Origin of the sequence: Aldersonia kunmingensis, from assembly GCF_001646865.1 — a bacterium.
GTDB lineage: Bacteria > Actinomycetota > Actinomycetes > Mycobacteriales > Mycobacteriaceae > Aldersonia > Aldersonia kunmingensis.
Map to the genome: position 1 here is coordinate 1 of NZ_LRRB01000221.1, position 12773 is coordinate 12773.

General features: G+C 67.4%; 12 protein-coding genes. 2 read left to right on the top strand and 10 right to left on the bottom strand.

Annotated features, from left to right (window positions below; all coding sequences use genetic code 11):
- The coding region (amaB, locus tag A8G08_RS17140) for an L-piperidine-6-carboxylate dehydrogenase (RefSeq protein ID WP_068276637.1) at positions 1-1480 on the bottom strand (1480 nt) is incomplete at its 3' end.
- Positions 1481-1567: 87 nt separating this feature from the next.
- Here amaB and A8G08_RS17145 point away from each other — a divergent pair.
- Together A8G08_RS17145 and lat are read left to right on the top strand one after the other, a co-directional pair.
- Positions 1568-2053, top strand: a complete 486-nt coding sequence (locus A8G08_RS17145; RefSeq protein WP_068276673.1) for an Lrp/AsnC family transcriptional regulator — start codon at positions 1568-1570, stop codon at positions 2051-2053.
- Positions 2054-2120: 67 nt separating this feature from the next.
- Positions 2121-3443 (top strand): L-lysine 6-transaminase, encoded by a 1323-nt coding sequence (gene lat, locus A8G08_RS17150; protein WP_068276644.1) that lies wholly within the window; start codon positions 2121-2123, stop codon positions 3441-3443.
- Here lat and A8G08_RS17155 read toward each other — a convergent pair.
- The 9 genes from A8G08_RS17155 to A8G08_RS17195 form a co-directional block, all read right to left on the bottom strand.
- Positions 3427-3768: a hypothetical protein gene (locus A8G08_RS17155; RefSeq protein WP_068276647.1), complete on the bottom strand. Its 342-nt coding sequence runs from the start codon at positions 3766-3768 to the stop codon at positions 3427-3429. The genes lat and A8G08_RS17155 overlap by 17 nt on opposite strands.
- A gap of 98 nt (positions 3769-3866) precedes the next feature.
- Positions 3867-6590, bottom strand: coding sequence for a molybdopterin-dependent oxidoreductase (locus A8G08_RS17160; RefSeq protein ID WP_068276651.1), 2724 nt, complete (start codon positions 6588-6590; stop codon positions 3867-3869).
- Entirely contained in the window at positions 6587-7399 is an 813-nt protein-coding gene (locus A8G08_RS17165; RefSeq protein WP_068276654.1) for an FAD binding domain-containing protein, read from the bottom strand. Before A8G08_RS17165 ends, A8G08_RS17160 begins: the two co-directional genes overlap by 4 nt.
- A 6-nt stretch (positions 7400-7405) precedes the next feature.
- On the bottom strand, positions 7406-8347 hold the full coding sequence (pucL, locus tag A8G08_RS17170) for a factor-independent urate hydroxylase (RefSeq protein ID WP_068276657.1): 942 nt from the start codon (positions 8345-8347) through the stop codon (positions 7406-7408).
- A 2-nt stretch (positions 8348-8349) separates the two neighbouring features.
- A complete protein-coding gene (gene uraH / locus A8G08_RS17175; protein ID WP_068276658.1) occupies positions 8350-8676 on the bottom strand; it encodes a hydroxyisourate hydrolase in 327 nt (108 codons plus the stop codon).
- Positions 8673-9179: a 2-oxo-4-hydroxy-4-carboxy-5-ureidoimidazoline decarboxylase gene (gene uraD, locus A8G08_RS17180; RefSeq protein ID WP_068276661.1), complete on the bottom strand. Its 507-nt coding sequence runs from the start codon at positions 9177-9179 to the stop codon at positions 8673-8675. Before uraD ends, uraH begins: the two co-directional genes overlap by 4 nt.
- 159 nt (positions 9180-9338) lie before the next feature.
- Entirely contained in the window at positions 9339-11126 is a 1788-nt protein-coding gene (locus tag A8G08_RS17185) for an acetyl/propionyl/methylcrotonyl-CoA carboxylase subunit alpha (protein WP_068276664.1), read from the bottom strand.
- A gap of 192 nt (positions 11127-11318) precedes the next feature.
- Positions 11319-11732: a SufE family protein gene (locus tag A8G08_RS17190; protein ID WP_068276667.1), complete on the bottom strand. Its 414-nt coding sequence runs from the start codon at positions 11730-11732 to the stop codon at positions 11319-11321.
- Complete coding sequence (locus A8G08_RS17195; protein WP_068276670.1) at positions 11729-12622, bottom strand: sulfurtransferase; 894 nt, start codon at positions 12620-12622, stop codon at positions 11729-11731. The genes A8G08_RS17190 and A8G08_RS17195 overlap by 4 nt, the downstream gene beginning before the upstream one ends.
- Positions 12623-12773: the final 151 nt, after the last annotated feature.

The following is a 12773-nucleotide window of genomic DNA, read 5'->3' on the forward strand; positions in this document are numbered from 1 at the left end:
GCGGCAACTCGTCGGAGTAGTTGATGGTGTTTGTGGCCCGGCGCATGTATGCCTGCCAGGCATCCGAACCGGACTCGCGTCCGCCTCCGGTCTCCTTCTCACCGCCGAACGCCCCGCCGATCTCGGCTCCCGAGGTGCCGATGTTGACATTGGCGATACCGCAGTCCGAGCCGTCCGCCGCCAGGAACCGCTCGGCCTCACGCTGATCGGTTGTGAAGATCGACGACGAAAGTCCTTGCGGCACTTCGTTGTGCAGCGCAATGGCCTCGTCGAGGGAGTCGTAGGTGAGGACGTACAGGATCGGCGCGAAGGTCTCCTCGCGTACGACCGACGTCTGCGCGGGCATCCGCACGATCGCGGGGGTGACATAGAACGAGTCGGGTCCGTTGACGTCCACACGGTCACCGCCGATGACCTCGCCGCCGTCACTGCGCGCCTTGTCCAGCGCGGTCTGCATGGCTTCGAATCCGCGGGCGTTGATGAGGGGGCCGACGAGTACGCCGTCGTCGAAGGGGTCACCAACGCGCAATTGCCGATAGGCCGCGGCAATGCGCTCGGTGAGCTCGTCGGCGACCGAGGTGTGCGCGATCAGTCGGCGCAATGTGGTGCAGCGCTGCCCGGCGGTACCGGCCGCCGAGAACACGATGCCGCGGACGGCGAGATCGAGATCGGCCGACGGGGTCACGATCGCGCCGTTGTTGCCGCCGAGTTCGAGCAGGCAGCGACCGAATCGGGCTGCCACCCGCGGCGCGACGGTGCGGCCCATCCGTACCGACCCGGTCGCGGAGAGGAGCGCGACGCGGGGATCGTCGACAAGTCGCTCGCCGACGTCGGGACCGCCCTGGACGAGTTGGTGCACGTCGGGGTCGGCGTCCACGTCGATGCACGCCTGGCGCAGCAGCGCAGAACATGCGTGCGCGGTGAGCGGGGTGGCGTCGGACGGCTTCCACACGACGGTGTCGCCGCAGACGAGCGCGATCGCGGTATTCCACGACCAGACCGCCACCGGGAAGTTGAACGCGGAGATAACCCCGACCACTCCGAGCGGATGCCAGGTTTCCATCAGGCGGTGCCCAGGGCGTTCGGAGGCCATCGTCTTGCCGTACAGCTGACGTGACAGTCCGACCGCGAACTCGCAGATGTCGATCATCTCCTGCACCTCGCCGAGTGCTTCGGAGCGGATCTTTCCCGCTTCCAGTGTCACCAGATCGGCGAGCGTGGCCTTGTGTTCGCTCAGCAATTCGCCAAGCCGGCGCACCACGGCCGCGCGCTGTGGCGCGGGCACAGTGCGCCAGCCACCGAACGCATTGTGCACCAACCCAATTGCGCGATCCACGTCCTCGGCGGTGCTGATTGCGACGGAGCCGAACGCCTCGCCGGAAATCGGCGTGCGCGCCGAGAGGCCGGGCCCGTCGCCGAGCGCATCGGGCGCGGCGAGCGTGTGCAGTGCATCGATCAGCCGGGTCTGCAGAGACGTCATCTGCGATTCCTTCCGTCGTCCGTGCGGTTGGCTTCAGTTCGGCCATGTGGTCGGTCTCGGCTGGGATAGCCTTCGATTGTGGCGGAAATTTCGAGGCAAGCCCCGACCGTCGCGCCGGCGCCGCGCGAAGAACCGGTGAAGCCGGCGCTCGATGACATCGATCGTTTACTCATCCGCGAGCTGGTCGCCGATGGCCGCGCGACGTTGTCGAATCTCGCCGACAAGGCGGGACTCTCGGTGTCCGCGGTGCAGTCGCGCGTGCGTCGCCTCGAGTCGCGCGGGGTAATTCGCGGGTACACCGCGAAGGTCGACCCCGCAGCGCTGGGCCACATGTTGTCGGCGTTCGTCGCAATCACTCCTCTCGATCCGTCGCAGCCGGACGACGCGCCGGCGCGGTTGGCGCATATCCCGGCGATCGAGTCGTGCCACTCGGTGGCCGGGTCGGAAAGCTACATGTTGATGGTTCGCGTGGCCTCGCCGCTGCACCTCGAACGGCTATTGCGCGAGATCCGATCGACGGCGTCCGTGCAGACCCGCAGCACCATCATCCTCCAGACATTTTACGACAAGTAGTTCGCAGCACTTAAATCTTACGGTCATTAGCGGGCAGGCCCGATGTTCTTACGGTAGCCTGGCCGTCATGACTGCTGTCGTTCCAACCTCGATCGATGCCGCCGGCGTGCACGATGCGCTCGCGCCGCATCTACTCGTGGACGGGTTCGACCTCGTGCTGGATCTCGAACGGTCCCGCGGCGTTCGGCTCGTCGACGAACGAGACGGCAGCTCGTATCTGGATATGTTCGGCTTCTTCGCGTCCTCGGCGTTGGGTATGAACCATCCGGCGCTCGCCGACGACGCCGATTTCGCCGCGGAGATCGCGTCGGTCGCGATGAACAAGCCGAGCAACTCCGACATCTACACGGTGCCCATGGCCCGGTTTGTCGAGGCATTCGCCCGCGTGCTCGGCGACCCCGCGTTACCGCATCTGTTCTTCGTCGATGGCGGCGCACTCGCCGTCGAGAATGCCCTCAAGGTTGCCTTCGACTGGAAGAGCCGCCACAACGAGGCGCACGGACGCGACCCCGAGGCCGGGACGAAGGTGCTGCACCTCACCGGCGCCTTCCACGGGCGCAGCGGGTACACACTCTCGCTCACGAATACCGACCCGGTGAAGGTGGCGCGCTTCCCGAAGTTCGCGTGGCCGCGCATCGACTCGCCATTCCTCGCCGACGGCCGCGACGTCGAGGCCGCGGAGGCTCGAGCGCTGGCACAGGCCGAGGCGGCCTTCGCCGAAAACCCGCACGACATAGCCTGTTTCATCGCCGAGCCGATCCAGGGCGAGGGTGGCGACCGCCATCTGCGCCCGGAATTCCTGCAGGCGATGCAGCGGCTGTGTCATCGAAACGACGCATTGTTCATCCTCGACGAAGTGCAGACCGGCGTCGGGCTCACCGGCACAACGTGGGCCTACCAGCAGCTCGGCCTGGCTCCTGATGTCGTCGCGTTCGGCAAGAAGGCGCAGGTGTGCGGGGTCATGGCCGGCGGCCGGGTGGACGAGGTGGCCGACAACGTGTTCCGGGTCAGCTCGCGGATCAACTCGACCTGGGGCGGCAACCTCACCGATATGGTCCGCGCCCGCCGCATCCTCGAGGTGATCGAGCACGATTCGCTGATCCACCGGGCCGGTGTCGTCGGCACGCATCTCCTCGACAAATTGCGCTGGCTGGCAGCCCGGCACGACCGCATCACCGAGCCACGCGGGCGCGGGCTGATGTGCGCGGTCACGCTCGACAGCGCGGAACGGCGCAATGCTGTGGTGGCCTCGATGACCACCGACGAACACGTCCTCGTGCTCGGCACGGGTGAGCGCGGCATCCGGTTCCGGCCACCGCTGACGGTCACCACGGCCGAACTCAACGAGGCGATCGATGCGCTGGACCGGGTGCTCAGTCGGTCAGCGTGAGGCCCAGCCCGCCCTCGGCGAATCGGCGCACGGCAGCGACCCCCGTTGCCAGCGCCTCGTCATAGCCGGGACGTGTCCAGCTGGTTAGTTCGGCGGTCTGGTCCGGCCCGAGGGTGAGCACAATCTCGGCGAGCAGTTCCGCGGTGGTGGGCTCGCACACCGCCCACGAGTAGTGGGTGTCCGCGTCCCACTGCGCGGTGCGCTTGCCAACATATTCCGGGTCGTCGATGCCGCCATCGGCGAGTGCGGGACGGTCGTCGATGCGCTCGTCCGCGCGGAGCGCACGCAGGTACCACGCACCGGCGTTGACCTCGATCGGTTCCATCAGCCGCACATCCGAATCACGCGTTCGACCCTACAAGCCCGTCGCACACCTCCTGTCGCGGCGCACACGTTGCGGGGTGCGGGAGCGTGTGCGGGGGCTCAGGAAGTGTGCGGCGAGGGGTCTGAACCGCGCTGATCCCGGATCGCGCGCCAGAGTCGGTCGGTCGCCATCGGCAGTTCGCGCATCCGAACTCCGGTCGCGTCGGCAATCGCGTTCGCCAGGGCGGGAGCGACCGGGTTGTACGGTGACTCGCTCATCGACTTGGCGCCATAGGGGCCGTGGATGTCGTAGGTGTCGGCGAAGTACACCTCCGTGCGAGGGACGTCCGCGAACTGCGGGATGTGATAGTTGCGCAGAGTGTCGGTGAGGATCGTCCCGTCACCGTCGTCAACCATCACCTCGTACAGGGCGCTGCCGATCGCCTGCGCCACACCACCTTCCACCTGCCCGCGGCACTGGTTCGGATTCATCACCACGCCCGCATCGACGGCCTGGATCGATTGCAGGATCTGCACGCGACCGGTGGATTCTTCGACCGCGACTCGAAACGCCTGCACATTGAACGCCAGCGAACGCGCCTTGCCGTCGTGGGCGCCCTCGGCGCGAAGCTCACCGCCGGCGGCAATCTCGCTCAGCGCGACGAATCGCTCGGGGCACTGCACCCCCTCCGGGCCGAGCGTGCACCGCTGCGCATCGACAGCGGCGAATTCGGCAGCGCGTTCGACAATCTGCGACGCAAGCTTCTGAGCTGCAGCGGCGAGTGCGCGCCCTGCCACCACGATCCCCGCCGATCCGAATGCCCCGGTGTCGTAACCGGTTGCATCCGTATCGGATTGGCGAATCACAATCCGATCGGCGCCTGTGCTCAGCGCGGTCGCCGCGATCTGGGCATGCACCGTGGTGGTGCCATTGCCGAACTCGGAGGTGCCGATATCGACGAGGTACCTGCCGTCTGGCTGCAGCGTGACCGAGCACTCCGCGAAGTGCCCGCGCGGGGGAATCGTCGCGATCATCGCCGCGGCCATGCCCTCACCGACCCGCCAGCCCGGCGGTGGTGCAACGCCGTTGCCGCGCCGCAATGCCTGCTCGGCCAGATCGAGGGATTGGTCGAGACCGTAACTGCCGAACTGCAGTTCGGGGCCTTCGAGGTGCGCGGAAACCAGGTCGTCACCCGGTACCACGACATTGCGGCGGCGCAACTCGAACGGGTCGATGCCGAGATCGCCGGCCAGCTCGTCGAGCACGGACTCGATGCCGAAGATCAGCTGGCCCAGCCCATAGCCGCGGAACGCGCCGGAGGGGATGTTGTTCGTGTAGACCGATCGCGCGTCCACCCGCTTGTTCGGACAGCGGTAGATGGCAACCGATTCCGTGCAGCCGTGGAACATCACGCCCGGGCTGTGGTTGCCGTACGCGCCGGCATCGGCGAGTACGTCGACCGCGAAGGCCGTCAGCACGCCGTTCTCGTCGGCGGCCGCAGTGACCTCGACCCGCATGGGGTGCCGGCACGGCGCGCGGGTGAACTCGTCGGTGCGGGTGAACTCGTACTGCACCGGCCGCCCGGTGCGCAGCACCGCGAGCGCGACGAGATCCTCGGTGAGCATTTCCTGTTTGGCGCCGAAGCCGCCGCCGACCCGCGCGGTGAGTACACGCACCTGTGCCGGTTCGAGGCCGAAGATATGCGCAAGCTCGTCGCGCACGAGGAACGGCACCTGGGTGCTCGTCCGGATCATGAGCCGCCCGTCGTCATCGAGCCAGCCGATCGCGGCATGCGTCTCGAGGTGCACATGCTGGACACGCTGCGTGTGAAAGGTCCTGCGCACCAATGCAGTTGCCGCAGCTATACCGGCATCGACGTCGCCGGTCGCACCGTGCAGTTCTGCGACCACGTTGCGCTCCGGGTCGGCGATGCGCGACGGCGGACCCTTGTCGCCATGGAGTGCGGGTGCTCCCTCGGCAAGCGCGCTGTCCGGGTCGAACACTGCGGGCAACGGTTCGTACTCGACCGCGATGAGCCGACAGGCCCGCTGTGCGACGCCGATGGATTCGGCCAGGACCGCGGCCACGCGCTGCCCGCGGAAGCGCAGCACCCGGTCGAACACCAGGGTGTCGTCCGGATCGTCGGTGCGATGCTCGTGCCGGGCCGTCGAGAACGGCGTCGCGGGACTATCGAGATGGGTGTACACGGCGACGACGCCCGGCAGAGCCAGCGCCGCAGCGTAATCGATCGAGAGAATGCGCGCGTGCGCGTGCGGGCTACCGAGCACCGCGAGATGCAGCAGTCCGGGTGGGGCGATGTCCGTAGTGAACGGCTCTGTGCCGGTGACGATCCGGGCGCTGGCCGGACCGGCCAGCGATCGTCCCGTCGACGGGCCGTCGCCCGGCTTTTCGATATTGGTCACGCCCCGGATCGCGTCCTCGATCGCGCGGTAACCGGTGCAGCGGCACAGATTGCCCTTCATCTGCTGCGGCAGGTCGTCAACACCGTCCTCGGACAGCGCCGCGGCGGTGACGACCATCCCGGCCGTGCAGAACCCGCATTGGAAACCACCGGCCTCGATGAACCTGCGCTGCACGGGGTGCGGATCGTCCGGTGTGCCGAGCCCCGATGCCGTTGTCACCGAACGGTTCTCGGCCCGCAAAGCGGGGTGGATGCACGAGTGCACCGGTTTGCCGTCGACGAGCACAGCGCAGGCGCCGCAATCGCCTGCGTCGCACCCCTTCTTCACCTCGAAATGCCCGAGCTCACGCAGCAGGGTGCGCAGGCACTGACCGGCCCGAGGCGAGACGTCGGTATCGGTGCCGTTGATCCGCAGCCTCATACGAGCTCCTCCCGGATCTGCTGCGCCAAGGTTTGCGTCACCGCGGCTCGCCAGTCGGGGGAGCCGTGGGCGTCGTCGTACCAGGCGCGTCCGGGGATGCCGGAGGAGATCGCGCGGCGCAATTCGTCGGCGGCGGGAAGAGTGGGAAAGCGCAGCACGTATGGCCGGTCGGTGGCGGCAGTGACAGTGAGTGCGAACTCGCCGCCGGCATCGACCCGCCCGACGAGCACCGCTCCAGAGCGCCCGAGCGGGGCTAACGCCACCTTTCGAAATGCGGTGCGCGAGCGCAGCGCCACGCGCGGCAGCGTCACGCTGCGCAGCACCTCGCCGGGCAGCAGCACATTGCGGCCCGCGCCCGTCACGAAATCGAGCACCGGCACCCGGTACTGCGATCCGTCGCTGCGCCACACCAGCGCCGAGCCGTCGAGCGCAGCGCATAGCGTGATCATCGCGCCGGCCGGCAACGACAGACAGAGATTGCCGCCGACTGTTGCGCTGTGCCAGATCTTGAACGACGCCAACAGCGCGCTCGCGCATTCACGGAAGAGTGGCTGCGCTTTCCATGTGCCCGGAACCTGCGCGGAGACAAGCTGTTCGATGGTCGCGGTGGCGGCGAGCTCGAGCCCGTCGTCGGTCACGGTGATCGGCGGCCAGCCCAGCCCGGTGAGATCGACGAGCTTGCGCAGGTCATCCTGCGGTTCGGAGAACAGCCACGTCCCGCCGGCGAGGAACGCGACCCCGGCGCCGGACGTGTCGATCTCGGCGCGGGTGCGCGGCACCGCGATGGTGTCGATCGTCGGGAGGTCCATTGGTGCTCACCCGACTACCGAGAAGCTTGCCCAGGCCGGTCCCGCATCGGGTGCGTCGGACCGCTGCACCGTGGCCTCGATCAGCCCGTACGGGCGGTCGTCGGCGTTGAACACCTCGTTGTCGTTGCTCAGCCCGAATCTCGCCAGGTCGTAGCCGAAGTGGTGCTTGTTCGGTGCGGACAGCCGGATCTCGGCGATGACCGGGAACTTCTCCAGCACCGCGCGGCCCATCGCGTAGAGGGTCTGTTGCAAGGCGAGCGACTGCAGATTCGCGAACCGCTCGACCATCGCCTCCTTCACGCCCGCGTACAACGCATCGAAATCGAGATCCCCGACGAAGTCGTCAGGTTTCGTTGTGGTGTAGCGCCAGCGGGCCACCAGTGACGTTGCCATCACGCGGTCATGGGTCGGTTCGAGGGTGGTGTACTCGTCGCGCATGAATCCGGCGAATTCCGAGCCGGTGGACTTGAGGATCACCAGATCCTTGAGGCCGCTGACGATGTAGGTCCTGCGCTCGTCGCCCTTTCCTTCGGCGGTCACGGACGCGGTGCGCACCTCTTGGCCGGTGCGTAGCCAGGTGTGGTTGTGCTCGGAGCCGTCGACAACGGCGCGCGCCCAGGCGTACTCGTCGAGTTCGATCAACGCGCGTCGGACGGGGGCGATGTCATCGACGAAATGTGCGGCCAGGTCGAGGCCGAACTGCTCGACCGACTCGATGCCCTTCTCCTTGGCGTAGGCGTACGCGGTGTTCTTCTGCGTGTCGGTCGGCAGCACGTTGGCCTGGTCGCCCTGGAGGTATGCATCGGCGAAATCGCCGGTGAGGCAGCTGGATACGTTGATATCGCGGATCTCGTGCCGGGGGGAGTCACGATAGATGCGGACGATCCGCGTCTCCGCCTTGCCGTACCGGTTGGGGCCCAGCACGATATCGCCGGTCAGTTCGGTCATCGTCAACTCCCGCGGTAGGTCGAGTACGCGTACGGGGACAGCAGCAGCGGCACGTGATAGTGCTCGTCGGGCTCGGTGATGCTGAAGCTGATCGTCACCTCGGGATAGAAGCCAGTCCGGCCGGTTCCGGTGAAATAGGCGCCGGTAGCGAAAACGAGCCAAAAGTCGCCGGTGACAGGTAGGTCTGGAAGAAGCTCGCCGACCCGGCCGTCGGCGTCGGTGCGTGCGCGCGCGACTTCTGTTCCAGACGCGGTGAAAAGGGCGAGCGCGACACCCGCGGCCGGCTTCCCGAGCGCGGTGTCGAGGACGTGCGTACTGACGCTGCTCATGACTCACGCCCCGCGGCCAGCAGCCGTTCCAGCCGCAGGCGGTTGATCTTGGCGAGTTCGCTGCGCATTTCGCTCCGTTCGGTCGCCGGATCATTGGCCAGCCGCACGATGAGCGTGTCGAGCAGGTCCCGCGCCGAACGTCCGCTCGCGAACACCAGATACACGTGGCCGAACCGGTCCTCGTACGCGCGGTTTCCCGCAGCGAGCTCGTCGAGCAGCTCGTCTGCGGCGGACTGTACCGCCGCCTGCTCGCCCGCGGAGCGTGAATTGGCCGCCACCCGGGCACCGATCCGGGGGTGCCCATCCAGCGCGGCGTCGATTTCGGATTCGGGTAGCTGCGCGAGCACCCGGTCGGCGTTGTCGAACAGGGCTGCAGCGTCCGCGTACGGCCGCCCGGCGGCCACCTGCCGGGCCCAGGCGGGGGATGCACAGATTCCAAACAGGGCGTGCGCGGCTTGGATGTCCGTGAGCCCGTTGAAGTCATCGATCGCTTGTTGCGGCACGGGGACTCACTCTCAGCCGGGGTCGCTGGCCACGCTGCCCCGCTGCAACGCGTGGGACAAATATCGAGTATCCCCGCGAATCCCGCCACTCGAACGCGCTTCGAAACGACGAACGGCCGCACCCGAGTGGGTGCGGCCGTTCGTCGTTGGTTCTGTGAGCTACTTGAGCTCGGCGAGCACGGTGCCCTGGGTGATCGCGGCGCCGGCCTCGACCGAAAGGCCGGTCACGATGCCGGCCTTGTGCGCGTTCACCGGGTTCTCCATCTTCATCGCCTCGAGCACCACGATCAGGTCACCGGCGGCGACCTCCTGGCCCTCCTCGACGGCGACCTTCACGACGGTGCCCTGCATGGGCGCGGTCACGGCGTCACCGGACGCGGCACCGCCGGCGCCACCGCCGCGCTTGCGCGCCTTCGGCTTCTTGCGGATCGCGCCATTACCGCCACCGCCACCGCTGACCGAGAACTGGCCGGGCAGCGACACCTCGACACGGCGACCGCCGACCTCGACGACAACCTTCTGCCGCGGCAGGGCGTCGTCCTCGTCGATCGGCTCACCACCGGTGTACGGCTCGATGGTGTTTTCCCACTCGTTCTCGATCCACTTGGTGTAGACGTCGAACTTCTCGCCGTCACCGACGAACGCGGGGTTCGAGACGATGTGGCGGTGGAACGGGATGACCGTGGCAAGGCCCTCGACCTCGAACTCGGCGAGTGCGCGACGGGCGCGCTCGAGCGCCTGCTCGCGGTTCTCGCCGGTGACGATGAGCTTGGCCAGCATCGAGTCGAACTGGCCGCCGATGACACTGCCCTGGACGACGCCGGAATCGACGCGCACGCCGGGGCCGGTCGGCTCCTTGTACACGGAGACCGGGCCGGGAGCCGGGAGGAAGCCACGACCGGCGTCCTCACCGTTGATGCGGAACTCGAACGAGTGGCCGCGCGGGGCCGGATCCTCGGTGATCTCGAGCGCGTCGCCGTTGGCGATGCGGAACTGCTGGCGCACGAGGTCGATACCGGCGGTCTCCTCGGTGACCGGGTGCTCGACCTGCAGGCGGGTGTTCACCTCGAGGAACGACACGGTGTCGCCCTGGACGAGGTACTCGACCGTGCCGGCGCCGTAGTAGTGCGCCTCGCGGCAGATGGCCTTGGCGGACTCGTGGATCCGCGAGCGCTGGTCGTCGGTTAGGAACGGCGCGGGCGCCTCCTCGACGAGCTTCTGGAAGCGGCGCTGCAGCGAGCAGTCGCGGGTACCGGCGACAACGACGTTGCCGTGCTGGTCGGCGATGACCTGAGCCTCGACGTGGCGGGCCTTGTCGAGATACTGCTCGACGAAGCACTCGCCGCGGCCGAATGCGGCGACAGCCTCACGGGTAGCCGACTCGAACAGCTCGGGGATCTCCTCGATGGAGTGCGCGACCTTCATGCCGCGACCGCCGCCGCCGAACGCCGCCTTGATGGCGACGGGCACGCCGTACTCCTTGGCGAACGCGACGACCTCGTCGGCGTTCTTGACCGGGTCCTTGGTGCCCGCGGCCATCGGGGCCTTGGCGCGCTCGGCGATGTGCCGCGCGGTGACCTTGTCGCCGAGGTCGCGGATGGACTGCGGCGACGGGCCGATCCAGATCAGGCCCGCGTCGATCACGGCCTGGGCGAAGTCGGCGTTCTCCGAAAGGAAGCCGTAGCCCGGGTGGATCGCGTCGGCGCCGGAGCGCTTGGCGGCATCCAGGATCTTGTCGAACACGAGGTAGGACTCGGCCGAGGTCTGGCCGCCCAGCGCGAACGCCTCATCAGCGAGCTTGACGAAGGGCGCATCGGCGTCGGGCTCGGCGTAGACAGCGACGCTGCCGTAGCCGGCATCCTTCGCCGCCCGGATAACCCGCACAGCGATCTCGCCTCGGTTTGCGACGAGCACCTTGGTTATGTGCGCGCTGGCATGTGTGGGCACTGAGCCTCCTGTGTTCACGACGTTCACTTAACACCCAAGGAGAACCGGGAGAAACATCCCGGCACCCTCACATTCGTATCGGGCGGAGTTAATGCAATGTTCCGGAGTCTAAGCAGTCGGTTTCACGGAACTGAAACCGGATACTGTTTGGGAACACCTACTGACCAGTAGGTTTGGCGTCGCGTGAAACTCTTACCGCAGGTGACGCTTGATCCGGGTCAGCATCGCCGACATTCCGCGCAGCCGCAGCGGGCTCACCGCCTCGGCGAGTCCAAGCGCGCTGTAGAAGTCGTCGGGAACATCGAGGATCTCCGTCGCGCCCCGGCCGTCGAGGCCCTGATGGAGGATCGAGGCGAATCCGCGCGTGGTCGGCGCCTCGGGCGGCGCGCTGAAATGCAGCCGAACGTGATCTCGGTCGCTCGCGTCCACAGCGAGGAACAGCGGCGACTGGCACTCCGGTACCGGTTCCATCGCCTCCTGCTGCAAATGGTCGGGCAGGGCAGGCAATTCGCGGCTGAACTCGAGGAGCAACTGCAACTTGTCCTGGCCTTCGACCGCCGCGAAGTCCGCGACGATCTCGGCCAGGGAGTCAGGCATATCAGTCATCGAGCAGGGACCGCTCCGGGTTCTTCACCCTTGACGATCGGCACGCGCACGGTGTTGCCCCACTCCGTCCACGAGCCGTCGTAGTTGCGCACGTTGTTGAAGCCGAGCAGGTGGGTGAGCACGAACCAGGTGTGGCTGGACCGCTCGCCGATGCGGCAGTAGGCGATCACCTCGGAGTCCGAGGCGAAGTCGCTGTAGATCTCGTCGAGCTCGCTGCGGTTGCGGAACCGGCCGTCCGCCGCCGCGGCCTTCGCCCACGGAATGCTGACCGCGGTCGGGATATGCCCGCCACGCAGCGCACCCTCTTCCGGGTAATCCGGCATGTGGGTGCGCTCGCCGGTGTACTCCAGCGGGGACCGCACATCCACCAGCGGCACGCTGCCGAGCGCGCCGAGCACGTCGTCTTTGAACGCGCGAATCTTCGAATCGTCACGGGAGACGACCGGATAGCCGGTCGTGCTGGCGCTCGGCACGTCGAGGGTGGTATCGCGCTCCTCGGAGATCCAGGCGTCGCGGCCGCCGTCGAGCAGGCGGACGTCCTGATGGCCGAACAGGGTGAACACCCACAGCGCGTAGGCGGCCCACCAGTTGCTCTTGTCGCCGTAGATCACCACGGTGTCGTCGCGGCCGATGCCCTTGCGGTCCATCAGCTCGGCGAATTGCGCGCCGTCGATGTAGTCGCGGGCGACCGGATCGTTGAGGTCGACATGCCAGTCGACCTTCACCGCGCCGGGGATATGGCCGATGTCGTAGAGCAGCACGTCCTCATCGGATTCGACGATCTTGATTGCGGGGTCGCCGATACGCGAAGCGAGCCATTCGGTGGAGACGAGCCGTTCGGGATGGGCGTATGCGGCGAAACCGGGGTTGGGATCGGCGGGCACGGGCACGTGGCGGCTCCTGCGTGGTGGGTGCGGCTTACCCAACGATCCTAGGCGCACCCCAGGGACAGGCCTTTGACGGCTCGCGTCAGTTGGTCGCCCAGAGGTCGGCGACACCGACCCCCACCTGCGCGAGCAGCGTGCGCAGCAATGGCAGGCC